The sequence below is a fragment of the Asaia bogorensis NBRC 16594 genome (genome assembly GCF_001547995.1).
Taxonomy (GTDB): Bacteria; Pseudomonadota; Alphaproteobacteria; order Acetobacterales; family Acetobacteraceae; genus Asaia; species Asaia bogorensis.
The window spans coordinates 2,379,768-2,405,402 of the sequence record NZ_AP014690.1; the positions used below are offsets into that span (position 1 = coordinate 2,379,768).

Here is a 25,635-nt window from a genome sequence, read left to right on the forward strand (position 1 = left end):
TTATGTAATTGTGATAGTTGCTCCCGTCAAGGACAACACAGGCACCCAACGTTAAATCGTGAATCGGTCGGCACCGATGCCGATTAACGACGCAGGAGATGAATGATGATGCAAGAACAGGCACAGACACCCCTGCGTCTCGGTACCCTCGCCCCAAATTTCCGCGCCCGCACGACATTGGGCCCCCTCACACTCAGTGATTTCAGGGGACGATGGGTTGTGCTTTTTTCGCACCCCGCCGATTTCACGCCGGTCTGCACCAGTGAGTTCGTCGCCTTTGCAAAGGCCCAGCCACAATTCGATCAACTCGGCTGTCAGTTGATCGGCCTTTCCGTCGACTCGCTCTCGTCCCATCTGGCCTGGATCAACGCCATCGGGCGCGATCTCGGTACCGAAATCGGCTTCCCGGTGGTGGAGGATCCCTCCATGGCCGTTGCGCGAGCCTACGGCATGCTCGACTCCACAGCTCAGGACAGCAGCACAGTGCGCTCGACCTACATCATCGACCCTGAGGGACGGATACAGGCCATCCTGGTTTATCCTCTTTGTGTGGGCCGCTCGGTAAACGAAATTCTTCGCACGGTGTCGGCCCTGCAACGTGCCGCGCGTGGCGACGCCCTAACACCGGAGAGCTGGCAGCCTGGTGGTGCTATCTTCCGCCCCCCATCGCTCACCGTGGAAGAAATCAACACCCAGCACGAACAGCCCTGGTTCCACTGCCTTCAGGCGGATGATTCGCAATGACGCCCCTGAACGATCAGCATATGATGCGGCTCGTCGAGCGTCTCCGCCTTTATGGGCAGGGACAGCGCCTATCGATCCTCTCGGTCCTGATCGATGCTCCATTTACCGTGGCTGAAATCGAGGCCCGTACCGGCATCGGTCAACCTGCCCTGTCACAACAGCTCGGAGAGTTACGGCGTGCTGGTATAATTGTCTCCAGTCGCGCTGCCCGCGAGGTGATCTATGATTTTGCCTCACCCGCAGAGCGTATTCGGACCACAACCATCCTTGGACTGCTCGATGACCGGGAATCATCATCACTTGCTCCGGCTACCGCCGAACCGCCGCGCTATGGGGCTCATTTCGCGTCGATTTTGCCTTGAATGCCCCTCTGATGACGTTGCAGGCGTGTGTCACGGCACATCCTGCCTGCTGAGACAGTTTCGCGAATCTTCCAATACTGATAACAGCCATTCGTATCCCATATGAAACGAACAGGCTCGACATGACCCCTCCCAAATCCGGTCGGAATTCCTTTGTCCGGAGCGGTTTTCTGCTCTGCCTTCTCGCTTCGTGCACCACAGCACCCACCCAGCCTCTCGATACCGCCCATTTGCCGGATGAGCGTCTGGCCCTTGCAACCCCGCCATCGGCCGGGCTGGCTTCGCAAGGTGATGATGACCGCATTTTCGCTCGTACACGCGCGCTCATGGGCTCGCCACGCTGGGCACTCGCGCAGAGCGACGCCGATTTGCGCCCTGCCCCCTTCCTCAAGGGCTTTTCCTGTGCGGCAGGCTTTACGATCGACATCGCCCAGGCCCCGACTCTGGCGCGCATCCTCGACATGATGGCCAAGGCCGAAAGCGGCAGAACGTCGGAAGAAAAGCATTACTGGAAGCGCAAGCGTCCCTTTATCGGCAATGATGCGCCCATTTGCGTTGCGCGTGATGAGAGACTGGCGAAAAGCCCGTCTTACCCGTCGGGTCATACCATCGCCGGCTATTCCACCGCGCTTGTCCTCTCCGCACTTCTGCCGGAACGCAGCGCAGAACTGCTACAACGTGGTCGTGTGATTGGAGAAAGCCGCATCATATGCGGGGTGCATTGGGCGTCGGATGTTGCCGCAGGCTATCAGGCGGCCGGGGCCTTTGCCGTTACCACTCTTGAAAATCCGGCCATTCGGGCCCTGATGCCAAAGGCCCGTGAAGAGCTCCTTGCCATGCAGGCGGAGAAAACCCGCCCGGACGAGGCACGCTGCGCTCTGGAAGCTGAAGCGGCCGCCCACTCACCGTTTACAGATGATTGAGCGAACCGCCTTCTGGATGAAAGAAAAGATCAGGCGACCCGAAAAATCGCCTGATCCGCTCTTCACGCGATGATCACACCGCGCACGAAGGACGCGAAACCCTGCACCGTTCCGTCCAAGGCCCCGAGCGTTTCAAGGCGCATTGCCGGGTTAGCCGGTGTTTCATAAGGCGCGCTGACGCCCGTGAAATCTGCAATCTTCCCGGCTCTCGCGGCAGCATAGAGTCCTTTCGGGTCACGGGATTCACAGATTTCCACCGCCGTATCCACATGGATCTCGTGGAAACCTTCGCCCACGATCTGCGCCGCAAGCGCACGGTCCTCGATCAGAGGGGAGACAAGAGCCACGATCACGGCCTGCCCACTCTCTGCCAGAATACGCGCCACATGGGCTGCGCGACGGATATTCTCGCGTCGATCTTCTGGCGAGAATCCGAGATCGCTGCACAGACCGGCGCGCAGCGTGTCGCCATCGAGCACTGTTGTACGAATTCCAGCTGCGACCAGATCGGTCTCGACCGCCCGGGCAATTGTGCTCTTGCCCGAACCCGGCAGGCCAGTCAGCCAGAACACAGCGCCCTTGTGACCATGCAAAGACTGGCGCTGCGCGGCAGTTACCTTGCTGGCTGTCGGGTGGATGGCATGGGCACCGTCCGGCAGTTCAGCAGCCCCAAGCAGTGGCGCACCGCCCACGATGCGCTGGAAGCGATCCACCAGCACACCACGCCCATCGCTGTAACCTGGCGAGAACGGGTCGAACAGGATGGCATGAGAGGCCACAAGGGTGATCTCGGCAAACCCATCCGGCGGCACCTCGTCACCGGGCGACAGCGTGAGATCATCAAGGTTCACGACGGCATCGATCGAGGCGACCGTCACATCATGTTCGGCTGTGGCCAGACGCAGGGTAAAGCTTTCACCCACACGCAGGGGCTCACCACGCAGCCAGAAAAGACGCGTGCGTAGGCGCGCTGTGCGGATCGGTGCCGCCCCATTTTCCTGCGCCGGATAAAGCAGATCCCCACGATCCGGCACCAGATCGGGCTCCAGACGCAACGCGATGGATTCACCTGCTCCCGCGACAGGATTTTCCGGCGCATGCCAGCGGCAGATTTCTGCAACTGTGGCCTGCTGCCCCTGTGAGCCGATCATGATGCGATCGCCTGCGCGTATGACACCGCGTTCGATCCGCCCGGCGACATAACGCACATCGTCGAAGCGATAGACATCCTGCACAGGCATACGGAAATCGAGAGCCAGGCGTGAGGCCGGTGCCGGTACGGCGGCCAGAGCCTCAACCAGCGTCGGCCCCGTGTACCAGGGCGCGCGCTCCGAGCGGCTGGCAATGTTGTCGCCATCACGAGCGGAGGCCGGTACGAAGGCCTCGACTGTGATTTCGAGACGACCCAGCAAGTCGCGCACATCGGCTTCGGCCTGGGCGATCTTCGCCTGATCGAAATCCAGCAGATCGGATTTGTTGAGCAGCACGATCACATGACGGATGCCGATCAGGCGCAGAAGCATCGCGTGACGACGCGTCTGCTCCTGAGCGCCCTCAAGCGCGTCTACCACAAGGACGGCGGCTTCGGCGTCAGCGGCACCAGTGATCATGTTACGCAGAAACTGGCGATGGCCGGGCGCATCGACAATAACGAACTCGCGCCCGCCCAGATGGAAAGGAATACGGGTGGAATCGACAGTTACGCCCTGATCGCGCTCGATCTGAAGCGAGTCGAGAAGGAAGCTCCATTCGACAGTAAGGCCGCGCTTGCGGCTGCTCTCAACAATCTGAGCGAGCTTTCCGTCCTGCAGGCTGTCCGTGTCGTAAAGCAGACGGCCAATAAGCGTCGACTTGCCGTGATCGACATGGCCAACAATAACGATCGGCGTGGCAGCTGCGCGCAGCGAGGCTGGGAGGTCGTTGTTTTTCATGATTTCGCCCATGGCTCAGAGATAACCCGCAACACGCAGACGCTCGAACGCGTCTTCTGATTCATGATCCATCGCGCGACCAGCACGCTCGGATGTCTTGCTGTTTTCAAGCTCGGCAATCACCTCGGCGAGAGTCGAGGCATTGCTGTCGATGGGGCTCGTGATGTCCTGGTCACCCAGCGAGCGGTAACGCTTGCCGTTCTTCGCGAAATACAGATCGACCAGCGGGATGTTTTCGCGCTCGATGTAGCGCCAGATATCGATTTCGCGCCACGACAGCAGCGGATGCACACGGATATGCATCCCGTCCTCATAAGGGGTGGCGTACTGGTCCCAGAATTCCGGCGGCTGATTGCGTACATCCCAGCGATGACCCGCCCCACGCGGGCTGAACACGCGCTCCTTGGCGCGGGTTGCCTGCTCGTCACGGCGGATGCCGGCAATGACCCCGCGCAGCTTGTGCTTTTCAATCAGGCTGGCCAGACCGGCGGTCTTGCGCGCTGCAGAACGCGCCGCAGGCGGCAGGGACGGATCGATTTCCTCAACCGGCGGGCAATCGCCAAGCATCAGGTCGAGGTTCCACTTCTTGGTGTATTCCTCGCGAAAGGCATACATCTCAGGGAATTTCTTGCCCGTATCGACATGCATGACCGGAAACGGCACGCGGCCCATGAACGCCTTGCGTGCCAGCCAGACCATGACATTGCTGTCCTTGCCCAGAGACCAGAGCAGGGAGAGCGGACGCAGCTTGCGATAGGCCTCACGCAGAATGAAGATGCTCTGCGCCTCAAGCTGATCGAGATCGTCCATGGCACGCGGCGTGGCGAGGGTGGGGGACGCCAAACTCATTTTATGCTCCGTTATCGCGCTGGCAGGTGAATGCCGCATTCGGTTTTGGTCTGGCCGGCCCAGCGTCCGGCTCTGGGGTCCTCACCTTCGGCCACGGCCCGTGTGCAGGGCGCACAGCCGATGGATTTGAAACCGAGGGCCGTCAGGGGGTGACGCGGCAAGTCACGCCGGGTCATTTCGCTTGCGATGCGCTCGCGCGTCCAGGAGGCAAGCGGATTGATCTTAGCTCGCCCGTCCGCAAGCGGCTCGAAGACGGCCATCGAGGCGCGTGTCGCTGCCTGACCGCGTTTGCGCCCGGTTATCCACGCATCGAAATCGTTCAATGCGTCATCCATAGGCTCGACCTTGCGCAAGGCGCAGCAGGCATCCGGGTCGAAATCGGCCAGCATGTCCTGTGGATCACGATCATGCAGCGCCTTGGCCGAGGGCGCGATATTCACAACCCCGGTCAGTCCAAGGTGATCGATCAGGGCATCACGATAGCTCAGCGTCTCGGGGAAATGGCGCTTGGTATCGAGAAAGAATATCGGAAAATCGCGGTCGATATCGGCAACCAGAGCAAGAAGCAGCGCGGATTCGGCCCCAAAGGACGAGACAAGCGCCATACGCCCTGAAAGCACCTCCATGGAGCGCTCCAGGATTGCTTCCTCGCCGGTCGTTTCAAGGATCTGCCGTTCGGTCTGGGTCAGGGCCATGATCGGTTAAATCCACACTGAAAAATCGCTTATTGCGCCATCACGCTCGACATAATACCTCAGACAACACCGTGCAATGGGTAAACTACGAACTCACGCTTCTTTATGGTGAATTGTTTCCCAACGCCCCGAGCGGCGGTGGTTCACCACCTCCCCCACAAGGGTGAGCGCCGGGCTTGCCACATTGCGCTCGATAACCAACGCAGGCAGCGTCGCAAGCGTTGCCACATGCACGCGCTGATCATGACGCGTGCCATGCTCGATTACAGCGGCGGGCCAGTCGGCGGGCAGGCCATGGGCCTGAAGCTGGGCGCAGAGATCTGCCATCGGCGCGAGCCCCATATAGATGGCGAGTGTCTGCCCTTTCTTGGCCAGACTCGGCCAATCCAGATTGAGCGTGCCATCGGCGCGGGCGTGACCGGTGACAAACACACAGCTCTGTGCGCAGTCCCGATGCGTCAGTGGGATGCCTGCCGCCGCGCCACAACCACTGGCTGCCGTGATGCCGGGGATGACGCGTACAGTGACACCCGCATCCACCAGCGCCTCCATTTCCTCACCACCACGCCCGAAAATGAACGGATCGCCTCCCTTCAGGCGCAGAACGCGTTCACCCGCTTTGGCGCGGCGTATCAACTCGTCATTGATCCCTTCCTGCGGCAAGGTGTGGTGGCTGCGCTTCTTTCCAACGAACACACGCTCTGCGTCACGCCGTACGCGGTCCATGATTGCGGTTGGAATCAACTGGTCATACAGGACGGTGTCGGCATTCTGCATCAGGCGCAGGGCCGCCAGCGTGAGAAGGTCCGGATCACCCGGCCCGGCACCGACCAGCCAGACCTCGCCTTCTCTCGGCACGCCACCTAGGCTGCGTTCGAGACTGGCTCTTGCAGCCTCATCCTCTCCCCGCAAAGCCTGCTCGGCACCCGTGCCATCGACAAAATCCTCCCATGCCCGTCGCCGGATCATGGTGTCCGGCTGGGCACGGCGTATCCAAGTGCGCTGCGCCTGCATGAAGCGCGCGAGACGCGAGAGCCCATCGGGAAGCAGCGCCTCAATCTGGGTGCGCAGGCGCCGGGCCAGTACGGGCGCTGCGCCATTGGTCGAGATCGCAATCTGGACCGGGGTCCGGTCAATAATGGCAGGGGTGATGAAAGTGGATGGCTCAGGATCGTCAACGACGCAGATATTCACCCCCTGTTCGCGCGCCTGTGCCGCAATGACGCGATTGAACGCAGCATCCTCGGTGGCCGCGAAAACAATGCGCATCTCCCCCAGCAACGCGCTGATACGATGTGCGTCGAGTGCCTCGCCGAGATGGGTGACGTGGCCGCTGTCGATCGCCTGGCGGATTTCGATGTCATGAACCGGACCGATCTGGGCGATATCATCACAGCGCCCCAAAAGCAGGCGCAGCTTGTTAGCGGCCACCTGCCCGCCCCCGATTACGAGAGCGCGGCCATCATCGAGGCGCAGGGCGATAGGGAGATAGGTCGCTTCCTTGGTCATTCCTCCTGTATGGCGTGCCCTATGCGCCGCGCCAAGATCGGCGGCGACACAGCCCCGCTCACTTGCCTGGGCAAGGGCACTTGAAAACTCTCCGGACATACGCCCCTGTCATCCCCTCCCGTGATGTGACGACGGTGCAGGCAAAGGATGGCTGAAAGAAACCACACGAAAATGTCGGCTGGGCAGTCTGAGCATCCCTGATACCATGCCCAGCATATGAGCGGCTCGAAACGATAATGTGTTCAGCGAGCCGCCAGATCATGTCCGCCCCGACAGTCACGGGCCGGACCGTCCAGAGAAGGATCCAGCCATGTCCGAGCCCGCCCTTTTTTCCCTCAAGGGCAAGCGCGCCCTCATCACCGGCGCCTCGCGCGGCATCGGCTATACGCTCGCACAGGGTCTGGGGCGCTACGGGGCTGAAATCATTCTCAACGGGCGTGACCCGGCACATCTCGATTCCGCACGGGCCCGTCTTGAGGGCGAGGGCATCGTGACACGCGGCAGCGTCTTCGATGTCACCAATCAGGATCAGGTCATTGCAGGTGTCGAGGCCGTCGAGGCCGAAGGACCGATCGATATCCTGATCAACAACGCCGGCATCCAGTTCCGCTCGCCTCTCGACCAGTTTCCGCGTGCCGAATGGGACCGTCTGATCTCCACCAATCTCAGCTCGGTGTTTTTTGTCGCCCAGGCGGTCTCGAAAGGCATGATCACGCGTGGGCGCGGCAAGATCATCAACATCTGTTCTGTGCAGAGCGAGCTGGCGCGTCCCGGCATTGCCCCCTACACCGCAACCAAGGGGGCCGTGAAAATGCTCACCAAGGGCATGGCGACCGACTGGGCACGGCACGGGCTGCAGATCAACGGGCTGGCCCCGGGGTATTTCGAAACGGAGATGAACGCAGCCCTTGTTGCCGATCCGGCCTTTTCCTCATGGCTGTGCCAGCGCACCCCCGCGGCACGATGGGGCAAGAGTGAGGAGCTGGTAGGCGCTGCTGTGTTTCTCGCCTCCGAGGCCTCGAGCTTCGTCAATGGGCATATACTGACTGTTGACGGGGGTTTGACGGCATCCGTGTAATCGGCCCCGGATTCTGTATTTACGCTTTCACGTTCAGGGGGCTATGACTGAACCGGATCAAGCGGGCTCATCGTATGGTGCCTGAGACGCCTGTCCTGCCCTCGCAACCCGGGGGCAGCCTGAACATCCGGGGGCGTATCACATGTTGCTTTGGGAGCGTCCCGGTCCGGATAACCTGACGAGTTCACGGGTCACCGCAACCCATCCGGCGTTGCACCCCCTGTGCGAAACATTCCCCGACATCGGTTTCGCGCTCATTGCTGTCAGCAGCGGTCATGCGCATCTTGTCGCAACGGCACAGGGCGGGGCTGCAACACGCGACGCGATACCGGTATTTCCTGATCTCTCACGCGCGACGGGACAGGACTGGACCCGCGAGTCATCCTTCTCAGGCGAGGGTGAGTTTGCCGGCTGGGACTTCTTTCCCTTCGGCACCCCAGTCGCAGGGCTGATTGCAGCAGCCGCTCGGCAAAACCCTTTATCCCCGCAGCAAAAGCGCATCGTTCAGGCTCATGCCACCCTTCTTGGCACCATAGGCCAAAGGGACGCGCGTGCCCTCGCTGTGGCAGGGCGGAATGGCACCCTCAATGCCCCATTGCATAAGGCGCCTGTCGTCACACCGGATGCGACGCCCCCTCCCGGCGAGAACGGTTCACGCGAGGCCATGCTCGGCTTTCTGCTCTGGAATGCCAAGAGTGGTCTGCTGACGGGCGATCCTTATCTCGCGTCTCTTTGTGGCCTCGATCCTGAAGCCTTGCGTCTCGGTGTCGAATGGCCGGTTTTTCTGGCCTGTTTCCATGAAGATGCTGAAATCCTGCCGGAAACCGATCCTGTCGCATGGCTGACGAGGGCTGAAACAGGCGATGTAGCCTTCCGGCAGACGGACGGACCGCCGAGAGCCGTTCATATCAGTGTGCATCCCCATCCTGATGGCTGCACCGGGACGGTCATCGACACCACGATCGATCCGGATGAACGGGCTGCACTGCGCGCCAGCCAGTCTTTCGTCACTTCGCTGCTCGTCAGCGCCAGTGACTGCGTGAAGATCCTTGATCTCGACGGCAAGATCACCTTCGTCAATCACGGCGCTGTTCTGGTGCTTGGTCTTTGCTCGCCCGCCGACATGCTGGGGGTATACTGGCCCGATGTGTGGCAGGAGCGCGGGCGCAAGCTCTCGCTGAACGCGATCGACGCTGCCAGGGACGGGCTCACCAGCCATTTCCAGGAATATGTCGAGACGACCGATGGGCGCAAACGCCTGTGGGATGTCGTGGTGACACCCATACTTGGCCCCGGGGGCAGGCCAGAGCGTATCCTCGGTGTCTCGCGTGACATGACGGTGGCCAATCAGGAACACGAGCGCCTTGAGCTTGCACTTGCGGCCGGCACCATCATCGGCATGTGGCTGTGGGACGCCAAACGCCAGCTTGTGACGGGCGATCTGCGCATGGCGGAGACGCTCCGTCTCTCCCCGGCCCGACTTGCCGAGGGGGTGGCGCTCACGCAATTGCTGGATTGCATCACCCCTGAAGATCGCCCGGTTCTTCAGGAAGCGCTTGACACCGCATTGCACGAGCGCAAGCCGTTCCGCTGCGAGTTTCGTCTATGCGACGACGGCTCGCGTGCCAGCCGGTGGATCGAGGCCAATGGCTCGTGCACCTACGACCATAACGGCCAGATCAGTCATTTCCCCGGCATTCTGCTCGATATCGACGCGCCCAAACGCCAGACGCTCAAGCGTGAGGCGCTGGTGACTTTCGGTGACGAACTGCGCGCGCTGACGAGTGAGGCTGACATTCTGGCGCTTACAGCGCGGACGCTGGGCATGACCATCGAGGCAGACCGTTCCGGTTTTGCCGATGTGGATCATGAGCGCGAACTGGCGCAGGTTACAGATTGCTGGCGCCGGGACCCTGAAACCCCCGATGTTTCGGGGCTCTATGCCTTCCGGTCCTTTGGCTCCTATATCGATCTGCTCAAGGCCGGTGAAGTTGTTGCCATCGATGATGTCAGGACTGATCCCCTGACTGCTGCGCAGGCTGCGCAGTTTGCCCCGCTCCAGATCTGCGCCCTGCTCAATGTGCCGATCATGGATAACGGTGTTCTGCAGGCTGTCGCCATCGTCCATTTTGCCCACGCCCATTGCTGGGACGACATCACGCTCTCCTTCGTTCGTACGATTGCTGACAGAAGCTGGGCCGCCATACGCCAGATGCGCGCGCAGGAAGCCCTGCGCCGCATGAACGAAACCCTTGAAGAGCAGGTGCTACGCCGTACGCGTGAACGCGACAGGTTGTGGGCGATCAGCGCCGACCTGCTGGCCCTTACCGATCGTGACGGCAGGCTGCGCTACCTCAATCCGAGCTGGCAGACCTGCTTTGGGGACAAGGCGCGTGACTGGATTGGCAGCAAGGCCGAGCAGCTGGTGCATCCAGCCGATATGGCACGCGCGACCGAGGCCCTTGCCCTGCTGCGCGAGGGCAAGCTCGATCATGGCGTTGACCTAAGATTTCTGCATCAGGATGGGGAATGGCACACATTCAACTGGTCCGGCTCGACCGAGGGAGAAGACATCTATCTGATCGGACGTGACGTGACCGATCGCATCGCTCTGGAGGATCAGCTTCGCCAGTCGCAGAAGATGGAAGCGGTCGGCCAGCTGACAGGCGGCCTCGCCCATGATTTCAATAATATCCTGGCCGGGATCGGGGGCGCACTCTCGCTCCTGACACGTCGTATCGCCCAGGGACGTACAGAGGGGCTGGACCGTTATATCACGGCGGCGCAAGGTGCCACGGATCGCGCCGCCGCCCTGACGCATCGCCTTCTGGCCTTCTCGCGCCGTCAGACACTCGACCCGCAACCCGCTGACATCAATATTCTCATCCTCGGGCTTCAGGACCTTATTGCCGGCACAGTCGGGCCAGCTGTCGTGCTCGAACTCTGCCTGGACGAAACCATCGGGCCGGCCCTGGTCGATACCAACCAGCTTGAAAATGCGTTGCTCAATCTGTCGATCAACGCCCGTGATGCCATGCCCGAGGGCGGGCACCTGACGATTGCCACTTCACGCGCCACGCTGGGGGCCCTTCAGGCCGAAGAATGGGGGGTGCGCCCCGGGATCTATCAGGTGCTCTCGGTGACAGATACGGGTGTGGGCATGAGCGCCGATGTCATGGCGCGCGCTTTCGATCCCTTCTTTACCACCAAGCCCTTGGGCAAGGGGACCGGGCTGGGGCTGAGCATGATCTATGGCTTTGCCAGACAATCGGGGGGACGGGTCAGCATTGCCTCGATCCCTGGTGCGGGAACCTCGGTCCATATCTGGCTGCCCAGCCATGCCGCCGCCCTGCCCTCGCCTGTCGTCGCGCCTGACCTCTCGCCGGATGGCGACGCCCTGCGTAACCTGCGCGTCCTGTTGGTCGATGATGAGGAGACGCTGCGCTTTACCGTTCGTGAAACGCTCGAAGACTGGGGCGCCATTGTTCAGGAGGCAAGCGACGGCACGGCAGCCCTCGCCCTGCTCAATGACCGGGAACGCCTGTATGATGTACTGATTACCGATGTCGGTCTGCCGGGTGGTCTGAATGGACGGCAACTTGCCGATGCGGCGCTCGTGCTGCGGCCATTACTCTCGGTGCTGTTCATCACAGGCTACGCGGAACAGGCCATATTTGACCGGAGTGGACAGGATGAGAAAATCCATATCCTGCCCAAACCCTTCACCACGGCCATGCTTGACGAGAAACTGAGAAACGCCCTCAGGCGCGGCTAGCTTCACATACGAAGCCGATCGGTTTTGCCCTCCGGGCCGATCGGCGCGGAGCGGCCAGATTCCCTGCGACAAAGCCCCTGCGGCGAGGCGATTTTGTGCCCATCGTCACACAGACCCGTCGTTACAGCGTAACATCTACACGCCCGTCATGCGGCACGGGGCCACCTGGCCTCAAGGCAGTTCCGAGTAAGCCTGAGGCCGCAACCCGTCATTCGGGTCGGGAGGTTGGGACGCGTCCCTCTCGCAATGTGACACCTTCTTCGCCTGATCGCCGGTCGTGTTCTGGCCCGTCGCTGCCTCCCATACCTGCCAGCCCCGTAACCTCCACATAGCGCGTTGGATAAGGGAGATGGATATTCCGCGCCTCGAACGTCTTTTTCAGGCGGCGATAGAATTCACGCTGCACAGGCCAGCGCCCGGAGGTGATTGTCGGCAACGTACCGCGCACCGTGACAGAGGTCTGATTGAGCGCGTCCACACCCCACATCTGGAAATCGTCGATGATCAGGGCCTTGAAATTCTCATCGGCCCGCATCTCGGCCGTGATATCATTGATGACCTTCACGACCTCATCGGTATCCGTCTCATACCCGACCTCGGCCACGATAATGGCACGGGCAAAATCACGGTTGTAATTGATGATCTGACCAAGCGAGCTGAACGGAAAGATATTCATGGAGCCATCATTGGCACGTACATGAACCGTGCGCAGCGAGAGATGCTCGACCACGCCATAGGTACCGTTGAGCGTGACGGCATCGCCCACCGTCAGAGCATTTTCCATGAGCAGGAAAATCCCGTTGATGAAATCCTGCACGAGCTTTTGCGAGCCGAAACCCAACGCGACACCAAAGATCGAGGCCCCTGCGAGAAGCGGGGCAACATTCACGCCGATCTCGCTCAGCACGGTGAGCCCGATGACAGCCACCAGAATGACCATGAGGACGATACGGATCATGGGCTGCAATGTGCGCACACGGGCCACCTTGGCCGCACCGTCATCAAGCCCGCCCACCTTGCGGGCATAGCGCTCGAGCATGATGTTGCTCGCCTCCCAGACCACAACCCCGAGAAGGCAGGCGATGAGCACTGTCATGGATGACGAGGCCAGACGATAGCCAAGCCCACCGGCACCAAACAGGACCTTGATGGGCGCGCCCCAGGCACTGGCCAGAGCAAGAACGGTCAGCGCAATGATGATGACAGACGTGACCCGCTGTGCCGGGGCGTAATAGCGGCTGAAGCGTGTCTGTGCATCCTCGCTCAGCGTGACCCAGCCTGGAGCCGAGCGGAACACGCGTTCCAGCAGCCCGTACAGCACGATGCTGACGCAGCGCATGACCACCAGCGCCACAGCGCTGCGCAGAAAGAGCTTCCAGATTGCCGCATAACCGTGATGGATTTCCGCCGCCCAGACGAGCCAAAGGCCCATGTCGAAGAAGAGCGCAACCACCCACCAGGTGCGACCGAAAAGATGCAACATGCTGGCGCCAAAACCACGCCGTTCCCTACGCGCGCAAAATCGCATGACCTTGGGGCGGCTGCGGATGATCATGACCGCCACCATCAGATGCAGAACAAGCGTCAGGATCTTGAGCAGTGCCTCGATCACCCTGTCGGGCAAGCCACAATCATCAAGCGTTTCGAGCGCAGCAGCAGAAATTCCTGTGGTGAGGATCAGCAGACGCAGCCAGTCGAACAGGAAGCTCGCCGCGGAATCTGAGAGCAGGGCAAGGCGCAGCCAGGGGCGCTGCGGCGCAAGAATGGTGCGTATGGCAATGATCAGCCCTCCAGCCACCAGAGCCGTCAGGCTCAGCGCACGCAGCAAGGCCGTTGTGAACTCGTCAGCCGCCGGATCGGCAATGACGATCAGCAAGGCAATGAAAGGCACAACCAGCACCGGCAGACAGTCAAGCAACAGGCAGAGGAAGCTGTAAGGAAGCCGCTTGAGAACAAGCGTCAGTCGGGCAAGTGCGCCTTGATGCCGCAAACGCGACAGACGCTCTCGATCCTGCGTATCGGGAATGGGCTTCGCGCCGCTTGAGGGGCCTTCCGTCTGAACGGTCGGGCGCTCCTGTTCAGGGGGCGAGGCTTCGTCAGCGGATTGCTGATAGGCATCGCCGTGATCCTGCGCCAAAGGCGGCGCATTGTCGGAAAGAGTGGTCTGGTCAGTGGTGGAGCTTCCGTCGCCCGTCTTCCACTCAGCGTCTCCCCGAGCAGCCTCGTCGGCTGCCTCTTCTGCGGCCTGACGATCATCGATTTCACGCGCCAGCGCAGAACGCCCCTTGATGCGAGCCAGCGCCTCAACGCGGTTGCGCACCCCCCGTAACAGAAGCCGCAACGCATAAAAGAGACAGGTGCTCACTGCAGCCAGAATCAGGGCGCGTAGCAGCAGTTTGAGCGATTCCTGACGATCTGCCGGATCGTTGCGCATGTGGCGCCACCACGGCCCAATGGCGCGCACATCCACGACGGTGCGCAGCAGGCTATGCGCCTGAACACTGGCAGCATGGGTCCAGTCGGAGGCACTGCCAAGCAATTCTGCCCCCAGCCCGTCGGGTTTGAGCTTCGGACCGGTTTTCTCACCTGTATCGGTCGGATTGGCCGCCTGCTGGGCCTGACTGAGATTCTGCAGTGTCGTCAGGAATTCGCGGCGCTTGGCATCGTTATTGAGCACCGAAGCGAGTTGCCGCGCCTGATCGGCTGTGATGCGCGGTGCTTCGGGCACTGCCGCAGTGGCTTGCGTCTGGGCGCGCGCGCTCCCTGATTGCAAGCACAGACTGCCAACCAGGAGACAGATCAGCAGACACCATGAAAAAGGCCGTCGCGCGGAATACCTGTTTTCGAGTGTCAGGACCGTGGCACCCGGATTGGGCGCTCGCGAAAGGGACAACATCAGGCATATCCTTGCGGAAACAGAAGTTCGGTAATGTATGACCCGCCTATACCGTCCCGACGGATCCGAACAATGGCGGATCACGCAATAAATCACCTGACGGGTGAAACACGGGCCCGGGTATCGCTCGTTGCAGTGGGGTCATCGACCTCACGCTTGCCCCCGGAGTGTGCGGCAGGAGTTTCCGGTGCAGGCCAGGCCGCGAAGCACGGCGTATCACATCATCTGCCCGCAACAACCTCGACATGTGTCGGAGTTGTCGCGGGGATGCGTTGCATCTCTCAGGCGGCGTTGGCCAGTTGATGCTCGCGCCACAGCACGGCCAGCGCAGTGACGAGGGAGTCGATATCTTCCTTGGTGTGCAGGGGCCCCGGCGTGATGCGCAGGCGCTCGGTGCCTCGCGGGACGGTCGGATAGTTGATCGGCTGGATGTAATGACCAAAGCGTTGAAGCAGAGCGTCAGAAAGCGCACGGCACCGCGTCGCGTCGCCTACCATGACCGGCACAATATGCGACGGGTTGTCCAGATGGGGGATACCGGCACGGTCGAGGCTTTCACGCAGCCATGCCACGGCCTGACGATGCGCCGACCGCTCGCTCTGGCTGTTGCGCAGATGACGGATGCTTGCCAGTGCTCCTGCCGCCACCATCGGGGGAAGCGCGGTCGAGAAAATGAAGCCTGAGGCGAAAGAGCGCACGAAATCGCACAACGCAGCACTACCGGTAATGTAGCCACCGACCACGCCAAAGCCCTTCCCCAGGGTCCCCTCGATGACCGAGAGACGATGCGCCAGACCGCGTTCCTCGGCAACGCCACCGCCCTGATGGCCATAAAGACCAACAGCGTGAACCTCGTCCAGATAGGTCAGGGCATTGTAACGATCGGCAAGGTCGCAGATCGCCTCAATCGGGGCGATATCGCCATCCATCGAATAGACCGATTCAAAGGCGACAATCTTGGGTGTATCGAGCGGGATCGCCTTGAGCTTCGCCTCAAGATCCTCGACGTCGTTATGACGGAAAATCATCTTTTCAGCGCGTGAGTGGCGTATGCCCTCGATCATCGAGGCATGGTTGGCGGCATCAGAAAGCACGACGCAGCCCTTGAGCCGCGCTGCGATCGTGCCCAGTGTCGCCCAGTTGGAAAGATACCCCGAATTGAAAAGCAGCGCTGCTTCCTTGCCGTGAAGGGCTGCAAGCTCCTTTTCAAGCGCTACATGCTCATGATTGGTGCCTGAGATGTTTCGCGTGCCACCCGCACCGGCACCGCTACGGGCGAGGCTCTCGTGCATTGCCTTAAGCACGTCCGGGTGCTGGCCCATGCCGAGGTAGTCATTCGAGCACCACACAGTGATATCGCGCTTCAGACCGTGATGGTAGGCGTGGGGAAACTGTCCGGCATGACGCTCGAGCTCGGCAAAATGCCGGTAGCTGCCATCGGCCTTGAGGCCGTCCAGAGCTGTCTGGAAATACTTGTCGTAGACTGTATCCACTTGCGCCATCTCGTTATTCCCTCTTGTCTGACCATAGCGCAGAACAGCTAACCGCGTTTCAGGGCAAGTTAAACTCACGTTATGGGTGCGCACCCACGCGAAGGGAGACACGGGCGGAACCTGTCGCAACTAGGCCGTTTCGTCCAGCCCTGCTTCAGGCGCAGGGCGGCTCTGCTTCCATCGCAATGCCTTCCAGTTCCGGACACAAGCCACTCATTTCATCAAACCCGGCAGCAAGCGCAAAACCGTAATGCGCAGAACTGGAGATCCGGGCGAAGTGAGTCCTGATTCCAAGCGCTTGCAGAGCTTCGCATGTGGTAGAGAAAAATCTGGCGGCGATCGGATCGAGGCGCTCCTCGGACTGCCGCTCCTTGTGATGGGCCAGCCGCCATAGCCCTGATGGCGCAGAAACCAGCCCGGCTTCGAGACTGACGCCTGCGATCAATCCCGTACCGGCACGCTCACGCAGCAGGGTAAGGCTCGACACCCCCTGACCGAAACGCCCGACCCATAACTCGACCCCCCAATCGACCAGAACCGCCAGACACAACGCCTCGTCACGCCCTGCGAGCGTAAAACGACGTTCATCCAGCACGAGGCGCAGGGCCTGAGGCGAAAAGCCGGTCTCGGCGAAGACCGCCTGCATGGCCAGTACGAAGGGCTCGTCAGGCGACAGAGGGTCCGTCAGGGTCAGGCTTGCCCTGTAATGCCCTCCAACGGGTGCCATACGACGACAGATCTCACGCAGCACAGCGATATCTGCCTTCGCACTGTCCTGCCCGTCCTGCAGTGAACGCCGAAAACCCTGGAGGCCCGAAGGCGCGACATCCCAGCCAATGAGCCTGATATGGCCGCCCTTGCGGCCATAGCGACCGGTCCAGCGCAGCTCAGGTGACCCTGCCCCCGCTCCGGAACGTCGGGCAGGCTGGACGCGACGTCGTGTACGCCCCTCGCCTTCCGACCCGCCCCCCTGCGTCGGCATTCCCGATGCCGGAAGGGCAGCCACGTGACAGCATTCCGGCGTAAGACGCGGCTCCGCAAGGTCGGCCCGCGTGATATCGGGAAGCACGATGCTTGAGAGCGTGACGCACGACACCCGCACCCCGGCACGATCACTCTCCGGAAAATCCCTGTCAGGCATCGTCATGGTCGAAAGGCCGGGCTGCACGGCCAGAGCACTGATACCCGGCCCTCCTGACAACGCGCGCCCTTCGAGGGCCGCTTTCGAAAGGACGGCACGGCTTTGCCCTGCCACGCCAGGATCGTCGATCGGGCTGCTATCTCGTGGCAAAGCGGCACAGCTCCTCGCGGCAAGGGTAGGAGGAGGTCATGCTAAAGTGAGAATGATAATATGTTCTTAACGCTTTGCACCTGCCCCGCGCGCATCTTGCTTTCAAGTGTGCAGCGTAATCGGAGTCAGATGACAAACGGGACTCGATTTCCCGCCGCCATCAGGGCAGAATGAGGAGTGAATCGGTCCTCTATCAACACCCCCTGACGCCCCTTCAAAACATCACTCTCTGTCTCGCCGGCCCATTGGCGAAATGGAACCGTTTCGCTTCCATTCGATTTTACTCCTTCTCTCTCCAGACGTTCCCATCCCCCTGCTTCCTTTCGCTCCCCCATTTCAAGGACGAGACCATGTCGGCCTCCGCCCGCCAATCCTACCTGTCCCAGATCCTCACCTACCCCCCGCTGATCGCGCTCAAACCCTTCTGGCGCGTCACCTTCGCCGCTTTCCTCGGCTGGTTTCTCGACGCCTTCGACCAGACAGCACTGCTGCTCACCCTGCCCGACATCTCCCATGATTTCGGGGCCACCATCAGCGCCATGGGCACGGTACTTCTGGCGCAAAGCATCGGGCGTGCCGTTGGCAATACCGGGTGGGGATGGCTGGCAGACCGTTACGGGCGCCGTCTGGCGTTTTTGCTGGGTGTGTTGTGGTTTGGCGTGTTTTCTGCGGCCACAGGATTCTCTCACAGCCTGATCAGCCTGATTGTCATCCAGTTCCTTTTCGGCATCGGCTTTGGCGGTGAGTGGACGGCCTCCGCAGCACTCCTGATGGAGAGCGTACCCGGCAAAAGCCGCGCCATGGCCTCGGCCATCATGATGTCGGGTTACGAACTCGGGTTTCTAGCTGCGACCGCAGCCCAGGCGGTCATTCTGCCGCATTACTCGTGGCGCCTGCTGTTCTTTATCGGGCTGGCGCCCGCCGTGCTCGCCCTCTTCATACGCTGGGGCGTTCAGGAAAGCCCGGTATGGACGCTCAAGCAGGAGCGTCAGAAGGGGCTCAATGGCGCGGCACCCCAGCCCAAGGCCAAATTCATCCTGACGCTGGCGGCCGTGCAGGCCATTGCGCTCATGTCGTTTCTGGAGTTTCAGAAGGCCGCCATCTACAGCCTTTATCCAACGATCCTGCGCAATGTTCATCACCTGACGCCGGCGCTCGTGTTCTGGCCAATCGGCTGTTTCTGTATCGGCTCGCTGGTGGGCAAGCTGTCCTGCGGGGCGCTGGCCAGCCGCTTCGGCGATCTGCGCGTGATTATCGGCACATTGCTTGTGGTGATCCTTACAATCTATCCTTTCCTCAGTGCGGAGACCTATCCCGTTCTGCTGGTATCGGCCGTGATCATGGGGCTTGCTGCCTCGGGCGTCTTTGCCCTTGTGCCGCATTATCTCGCCAAGCGCTTCCCTTCGGACACGCGCAGCTTCGGCATGGGGCTGAGCTATGCCATTGGCTCGCTTGGGCAGGGGCTTGCAGGCAAGCTTGTTCCGGTATTCGGGCGCAATCTCGGCCTTCCGCTGTCGGCACAGCTTTTTGTTATTGGGTCCAGCGTGATCGTGGGCGCCATTGCGTGGGCAGAGCCGGACGAGCTTCCGGGCGAAACGATGGAAAACGAATAGCGTAGCGCCCTGCCCTCATACGATCAGACATAAAAAAAGGCTGGTGGACTCTCGTCCACCAGCCTTTTTACCAAACCCACCCGATACCGTCCCGCCTCAGGCAGACGCCATGTTCAGACTGATCTGACGCAGCACGTTACGGGCAATTTCGCGTATCGGCTCATTGCGCGACAGGACAAGCAGAGAGATCTCGACATTGAATTCTGTCTTGATCGCCGTCTGGATTTCCACACCTGCCAGTGAATCGACTCCCAGCTCGTTTGGCCGTGCACCCGGATCGATGCTGTCTGGTTCAAGCTTGAGAACATTCCCGAGGATCGATTTCACGTTATCCAGCACGAACTCGTAACGCTCTTCGGGTGACAGACTCTGGAGATGGGCCAGCTTCTGCGCCGAGGTGTTCTTGATGCTTTTCTCGCGTCGGATAAGAGCGAATTTGGGATTACGCTCAATCGCGCCATGCTGACCAAAGCATGTCTCCCAGTCGATCGCCATGGCCGCTACGGTATCGCGGTCGCGATTGATGAGCGTGGGCAGCAGCGAGAGCGCCTCGTTGCTTTCGAGCAGACGGAACCCTGCATTCTCGAAGAACTGCACGACACTGCCTTCCTGGGCCAGCATGCCAACCTCGGCAATCGGGCCCCACTGGACAGAAACCGCGGGGAAACCTGCCTTGCGGCGGGCACTGGCCAGCGCATCGAGATAGGCATTGGCCGCGAGATAGCTGCTCTGCCCGATATTGCCTGTGACCGTCACAATGGAGGAATAGAGCACGAAGTAATCCAGCGGGCAGTCGCGTGTCAGCACGTCCAGATGGTGCCCGCCCAGTACCTTGGGTTTGAGCACATTGCGCAGGCTCTCTTCCGAGTATTTTGAAATCAGTCGGTCATCGAGAATACCTGCGGCGTGGAACACACCCTTGAGCGGGATACCCGTCTCGAGAATGGCCGATTTGATACGGGCCACATCCTCGTAAACGCTGACATCGCCATAATGCAGCGTAACGCGGGCACCGGCCTTTTTCAGAGCCTTGATCTTGTCGAGCGTCTCCTTGTCACGGCGTACGCTGCGCCCCATCAGATGCAGATGCCGTGCGCCACTGGCCGCCAGCCAGGCCGCCGTAGCGAGACCAAGGCCGCCCTGCCCCCCTGTCACCAGATAGGCAGCCGCCGGATCGACAGGCCGGACCGGCTGACGCTGCGCGCGCACATTCGTCAGATCCTCATACGACACGAGAATCTTGCCGATATGCTTGGAAGACGACATGAACTTGAAGGCGTCGCGCACTTCGGAAGCGGGATAGACCTTGTGCGGCAGAATGACCGTGTCGAACTTGCGTGACAGATAGGGAATCCGGTCGAAGATCGACACCGCCTTGCGGTGATCACGCGCCATCATCAGGTCGAGATCAAAGGCATGGAAAGACACGTTGCCGTTGAAGCTGAACTGCGACAGGTCGCGCTTTTCCCAGATATCCTTCTTGCCGATTTCGACAAAGCGACCGGTATTGCACAGCAGCGCAAGGCTATGAGCCTGAATTTCACCGGGGGAACTGTTCAGGACAACATCGACGCCCTGACCACCGGTTACTTCCAGAATACCGTCATAGAAGGCGAGGCTGCGGGAATCCCACACCGCTTCACAGCCCCGATCAAGCAGGATCTGGCGTTTCTCATCACTGCTGGCCGTTGCAAAGATGCGTGCGCCGATAATCTTGGCAATCTCGATCGCAGCAAGACCCACACCGCCTGCCGCCGAATGGATCAGGACGATCTCGTTCTTCTTGAGGCGCGCAAGGTCGTGCAGACAGTAAAGCGCTGTCGCAATGGCAATCGGCAGACCCGTTGCCTCGGCAACAGTCAGGGGGCGACCGGCCGTCTCGAACAGGTCGAGCGCCATCACGCGGAAGCCCTTGACCGGCAGTGTCATATGCGAGGTGAAGCACCCCGGATGACAGGTCAGATAACGCTTGCCCACCTCGAAATTCTTGACGCCCTTGCCAACGGCCACAACCTCAAAGCAGCACTCCATGCCCATTTCGGTGGTGTGATAGGTATCAAGCAGGAACTTGTCGGGCAGGACCGAAATGCCCTTGAGCATGTCCTTGAAGTTCAGCGATGTGGCCAGCACGCGAATGGTAATCTCGCCACGTCCCGGTGGGCGGACATCGAAAGCCTTGTAATACAGGCCATCGAGCGTGCCCGTACGGCTCTTCTGCAACTTGATGCCAGGCGTACCAGGAAGCTGCGCAAGCGGGCGATCCGGCTGCCCTTCGACAGGCATGAAACGCGGCGTGAAACGGCGACCTTCGCGCAGCGCGACTTCAGCCTCGTTATCCTCGTGCAGGATTTCAGCCGCGAGCGCCGTCAGCGCCTCCTGACCGGCCAATGTATCGACATCGACGACCTTGCCCTGAAGGTCGGGGCGCTCATCGACCAGCCCCTTGAAGAAACCGACCAGCGCGGCCCCATCCGGATGCACCTTGGCCTTGTGGGCCAGCACATCTTCCGGGTCGAAGAAGATCGCGTTTTCGGAGACATAGATGAATTTCGGCTGCTTGTCCTGCCCCTCCATCAGAAGACGGGTGCCAAACGTCACCATGTCATCGATCTGTCCGACAAGCTTTTCAAAATCCGCGTCGGGGGTCGGGCCTGCCATGTAAATGATGGCATCCAGCGTCAGGCCCGCCTCAAGCCCGATTGTCTGGGGCGTGATCTCTCCGCTGCGCGGCGTCGAGAGAACCGTCACGCCATTTTCCTCGAACAAGGCGCAGAGCTTCTTCTGTGCCGTGCTCTTGTGCCCGACGAGAAGCACGGTCTTGGGCTCGGCAAACAGGATCGACGCCTCGGACTCAATCCATTTGGTGTAATACTCCTGCGTCTCGACGCGTGTAGCGGCCTCCTTGTGGATGCGCGGCACTTCGGCAAGGCGCATGCCCTTGACCTCGGCGACCGGCATACCGGTCGTGGAGTAAAGGCGCAGTGAGGCCTCGATCTGGCTCTTGGTGATCGCCGTGATCTCGACCCGTGCCAGCACCTCGGTCGTGCCCAGGCCGAAGCAGCTCAGACGATCAAAGCCAACCGGCACATACATATGATCAGAGAAGCTCTCGGGGACGAGCCCGATCAGCGCGTGCATTGCGCCATCAAGCAAGGCCGGATGCAGATAATAGGCTTCTGCCGAACCCAGTTCGTCTTCAGTCAGGCCGATACGCGCATAGGCTACCCGATCCTGCACAGCAAGACGCTGCAGGGTCTGGAAACGCGGCCCGTAATGGAAGCCGTGATTGCGGATCTTTTCATAAAGCCCGGCCCCATCCACGCCCTGCTCGAGCGCCTGCTCGACCATCGCACGGTCGATGACCGGCATGGGCCACGGCGCTGCGGAGAGGATATCGACCTTGCCGTGGTCGATCCACATCTCAGAGAATTCTTCCTTGGCGCTATGGAAACGAAGCGCACGGCGGCTCTCGTCGTAATCGAGATACAAGATCGGGTTATCGCCCGACTGCACCACAAGAGGCGCCATGATCTCGAGGTTTTCGAGCACGACACCTGTCTGACCCTCGATCTCGTGACCGACCGCCAGAGCGGACTCGATGAATCCCGCGGCAGGCAGAAGCACAACATTGTCGATGCAGTGATCCTTGAGCCAGGGCACGCCCAGTTCGGTAAGATCAACAACCCAGGATTTCCCCGGTGTCATGGCACCAAAGCCGATCAGCGGATGGCCCGTTCCGCCCAGACGGAACCGCCGCTCGCGCTCATTTTCCGCATGGAAAACCTCGCGCGACCAACGATAGGTCGGCAGGTCGATCAGCGTCCCTCCGGTAATGGCTGCCCAATCGAGGCGCGCCGTATGCAGGATGATATTAGCAACGGCATTCTCGAGGCATTTTGCCTCACTTTCCTGCCGGTTGAGGGTGCTGATGACACTCAGCTTGGCCTGCTGCTTGTCCGCAACAGATTTAAGCGCACGCCCGATGACCGGGTGCGGCCCGATCTCGACAAACTGCGTGAAGCCATCGGCCAGGCAGGATTCAATAGCGGAGGCAAAGAGGACCGGCTGTCTGGCATTGCTGAACCAGTAGCCAGAATCTGCCCGGTGGTCGTCATCGGCAAGCTTGCCGTAAACTGTCGAATAAAATGGCGTGGATGCCGCACCCGGTGCGAGCCCTGAGAGAGCCTTTTTGAGATCCCCCTCGATCCGGTCCATCACGGCGCTGTGGAAGGGGACTTCCACATTCAGAACGCGGTTGAACAGACCCTTCTGCGTGAGGTGCGCGGCCAGATGGCGTATCGCCTCCTCCGGCCCTGCAAGTGTGCAGGTGGTCGGTGCGTTGACGGCAGCCACGCAGAGTTCCGGTGCTTCCGCCGCAATCAGCTCGGCTGCCGCTTCTGCGGAGAGGCCCACAGCAAGCATGCGGCCTGTGCCGTCGAGCGTACCCTGAAGGTTACTGCGGTAATAGATAACGGTGACGGCGTCTTCCAGGCTGAGGCCGCCAGAGACATAGGCGGCAGCAACCTCGCCCATGCTGTGACCAACCACGGCATCCGGCAGAATACCCTGCAATGCCAGATATTCAGTGACGAGAACCTGGATCAGGAAAATGGCGGGCTGAAGAATGGCCGTGTTGTCGATACGACTATCGGCTTCCTCACGCAGGATTTCATCGCAGATCGAATAACCTGACAACGCCTTGAACAAGGCGTCACAGGCGCGCGCCTTGTCCAGAACAGCCTGCGGCGCCTCACGCAGCAGGTAACGGCCCATACCCCACCATTGCGGGCCGACGCCGGAATAGACAAACACCATGCCACGGCCGGACTCTGCCTCGACCGTTGCCTGGAACATCCCTTCCTCGCGCTGGTCCTTCAGATAGGCATCAAGCCTGTCCGCCAGTTCCTGTTCGTCACGCGCCATGACGAGCAGGCGATGGCGGAACAGGGTGCGTGACGTGGCGAGACTAAAAGCGAGATCGCCCAGAGCAGGCTGTGCCTCACCATCGAGACGTTCGCGATAAGCTGCTGCCATGAGCGGTAGCGAGGTCTTGGAAAACGCGGTGAGCAGAAATGGAATCTTGCCATTGATGCGACGGGCAGCATTGTGCCCGCTGCGAACGGGGGCCTTGTCATCGGGGCGACGCAGGACCGCAATGGCGTTGGTACCACCGTAACCAAACGAGTTGACGCCTGCAAAACGCGCGATCTTCCCCTCACCGAGCGATCGTGTCGAGCCGCGCGGGATCTCCAGATTCCACTCGTCCAGATGGATCGAGGGGTTGATCGTCTTGAGCCCTGGCTGGGGGGGGACCGCCTGATGACGCAGGCAGAGTGCCGCCTTGAGCGTACCAAGCGCACCGGCTGCTGCTTCGGTATGACCAAGATTGGCCTTGACCGCACCGATAACGAGTTTCTCGTCCTTGAAACGCGCAATGGATTGCGACAGCGCGTAGGTCTCGATCGGATCACCTGCCGGCGTTCCGGTGCCATGCGTCTCGACATAGGCCACGTCGCGCGGATCGACATCGGCGCGTTCCAGAACCTCGGTCATGAGACGCGACTGCGCGCCAGCATCGGGCGACGTCAGAAACTGCGTGCGTCCATCCGAATTGACGCCGGTTGCGCCCACGATGGCATGAATTGTATCGCCATCGCGCTCGGCGTCTTCCAGGCGCTTGAGGATGAACACCACGCTGCCTTCGCCACGACCATAACCATCGGCTGCGGCATCGAAGCTTTTCGAGCGACCGTCACGCGCGATGAAATGCCCCTTTGACATGAAGATCGACGTCTGGGGGCATCCCATAAGGCTGACACCGCCGCTGATAGCGACATCGATATCGCCCTCATTCAAGGCACGGCAGGCCTGATGCAGGGCCACAAGGGACGACGAGCATGCGGTGTCGATCGACATGCATGGTCCCTGGAAATCGAACACATGCGCCAGACGGGCAGAGAGCATGGTTGAGGGCGTCGCCGTAGCGGCAAAATGGTCACGTACGGTCGGTAGATTATAGGGGCTCGATGTGTGAGCATGGGCATCGATTGCAAAAATGCCGATGAACACACCCGTCTTGTGACCGGACAGACGAGACGGCAGGACACGCGCCGTCTCCATGGCTTCCCACGTCACCTCAAGCAGCAGGCGCTGCTGGGGATCGAGGATCTGCGCCTCACGCGGCGAGATTCCGAAAAAGAGTGGTTCGAATTCATGTATGTTGCGCTTAAGAAAACTCCCCCTGCGCATATAGGTTTTCGACGGGGACTCGATTTCCTCGGCATAGAAGCGTTTGACGCTCCAGCGCTCCTCCGGGATGTCGGTAACCGCTTCCCCTTCGGCGCAAAGAAATGACCAGAGCTCGTCAACATTGGTGATGTTGGGTGCCAGCCGGCATCCGATCCCGATGATGGCGATATCAGATTTTTTGTTGCGCGACATGATGGAACTCGAACCTTACTTTTTATACGGCGCTG

14 protein-coding genes are annotated in these 25,635 nt (G+C 60.6%); 6 read left to right on the forward strand and 8 right to left on the reverse strand.

The features are described 5' to 3' along the window. The first annotated feature begins 102 nt into the window (after positions 1 to 102). The 3 genes from Asbog_RS10575 (at position 103) to Asbog_RS10585 (ending at position 2,029) form a co-directional block, all read left to right on the forward strand. Positions 103 to 744 carry a peroxiredoxin gene (locus Asbog_RS10575; protein WP_146926351.1) on the forward strand — a complete coding sequence of 214 codons (642 nt, stop codon included), beginning with the start codon at positions 103 to 105 and terminating at the stop codon, positions 742 to 744. Next, entirely contained in the window at positions 741 to 1,106 is a 366-nt protein-coding gene (locus tag Asbog_RS10580) for an ArsR/SmtB family transcription factor (protein WP_062165109.1), read from the forward strand. The genes Asbog_RS10575 and Asbog_RS10580 overlap by 4 nt, the downstream gene beginning before the upstream one ends. Before the next feature lie 122 nt (positions 1,107 to 1,228). Next, entirely contained in the window at positions 1,229 to 2,029 is an 801-nt protein-coding gene (locus tag Asbog_RS10585; protein WP_083510834.1) for an acid phosphatase, read from the forward strand. Positions 2,030 to 2,091: 62 nt separating this feature from the next. On the opposite strand, the gene cysC is transcribed toward Asbog_RS10585, so the two are convergent. The 4 genes from cysC to cysG all read right to left on the reverse strand — a co-directional run bounded on the left by cysC (position 2,092) and on the right by cysG (position 7,013). Then, a complete protein-coding gene (cysC, locus tag Asbog_RS10590; RefSeq protein WP_171840688.1) occupies positions 2,092 to 3,960 on the reverse strand; it encodes an adenylyl-sulfate kinase in 1,869 nt (622 codons plus the stop codon). Between the two features lie 15 nt (positions 3,961 to 3,975). Continuing rightward, complete coding sequence (gene cysD / locus Asbog_RS10595; protein ID WP_023979512.1) at positions 3,976 to 4,770, reverse strand: sulfate adenylyltransferase subunit CysD; 795 nt, start codon at positions 4,768 to 4,770, stop codon at positions 3,976 to 3,978. Between the two features lie 50 nt (positions 4,771 to 4,820). Next, entirely contained in the window at positions 4,821 to 5,504 is a 684-nt protein-coding gene (locus Asbog_RS10600; protein ID WP_023979511.1) for a phosphoadenylyl-sulfate reductase, read from the reverse strand. A 93-nt stretch (positions 5,505 to 5,597) separates the two neighbouring features. Continuing rightward, positions 5,598 to 7,013 (reverse strand): siroheme synthase CysG, encoded by a 1,416-nt coding sequence (gene cysG, locus Asbog_RS10605; protein ID WP_062165111.1) that lies wholly within the window; start codon positions 7,011 to 7,013, stop codon positions 5,598 to 5,600. A 310-nt stretch (positions 7,014 to 7,323) separates the two neighbouring features. Here cysG and Asbog_RS10610 point away from each other — a divergent pair, with 310 nt between their 5' ends. Together Asbog_RS10610 and Asbog_RS10615 are read left to right on the forward strand one after the other, a co-directional pair. Then, positions 7,324 to 8,091: an SDR family oxidoreductase gene (locus Asbog_RS10610; RefSeq protein WP_062165112.1), complete on the forward strand. Its 768-nt coding sequence runs from the start codon at positions 7,324 to 7,326 to the stop codon at positions 8,089 to 8,091. Between the two features lie 142 nt (positions 8,092 to 8,233). Next, a complete protein-coding gene (locus tag Asbog_RS10615; protein ID WP_062165113.1) occupies positions 8,234 to 11,866 on the forward strand; it encodes a PAS domain-containing protein in 3,633 nt (1,210 codons plus the stop codon). 208 nt (positions 11,867 to 12,074) lie between these two features. Here Asbog_RS10615 and Asbog_RS10620 read toward each other — a convergent pair whose 3' ends face one another. From Asbog_RS10620 to Asbog_RS10630, 3 genes are all read right to left on the reverse strand, one after another. Then, positions 12,075 to 14,762 carry a mechanosensitive ion channel family protein gene (locus tag Asbog_RS10620; protein ID WP_062165114.1) on the reverse strand — a complete coding sequence of 896 codons (2,688 nt, stop codon included), beginning with the start codon at positions 14,760 to 14,762 and terminating at the stop codon, positions 12,075 to 12,077. A 281-nt stretch (positions 14,763 to 15,043) separates the two neighbouring features. After that, a complete protein-coding gene (gene hemA, locus Asbog_RS10625) occupies positions 15,044 to 16,264 on the reverse strand; it encodes a 5-aminolevulinate synthase (protein WP_062165115.1) in 1,221 nt (406 codons plus the stop codon). A gap of 145 nt (positions 16,265 to 16,409) precedes the next feature. Next, positions 16,410 to 17,546: a hypothetical protein gene (locus Asbog_RS10630; protein ID WP_062165116.1), complete on the reverse strand. Its 1,137-nt coding sequence runs from the start codon at positions 17,544 to 17,546 to the stop codon at positions 16,410 to 16,412. A gap of 350 nt (positions 17,547 to 17,896) precedes the next feature. Between Asbog_RS10630 and Asbog_RS10635 the strand changes: the two genes are divergently transcribed. Beyond that, positions 17,897 to 19,159 carry an MFS transporter gene (locus Asbog_RS10635; protein WP_062165117.1) on the forward strand — a complete coding sequence of 421 codons (1,263 nt, stop codon included), beginning with the start codon at positions 17,897 to 17,899 and terminating at the stop codon, positions 19,157 to 19,159. 96 nt (positions 19,160 to 19,255) lie between these two features. Here the strand turns inward: Asbog_RS10635 and Asbog_RS10640 are convergent, their stop codons facing one another. Further along, positions 19,256 to 25,600, reverse strand: a complete 6,345-nt coding sequence (locus tag Asbog_RS10640) for a type I polyketide synthase (protein ID WP_062165118.1) — start codon at positions 25,598 to 25,600, stop codon at positions 19,256 to 19,258. Positions 25,601 to 25,635: the final 35 nt, after the last annotated feature.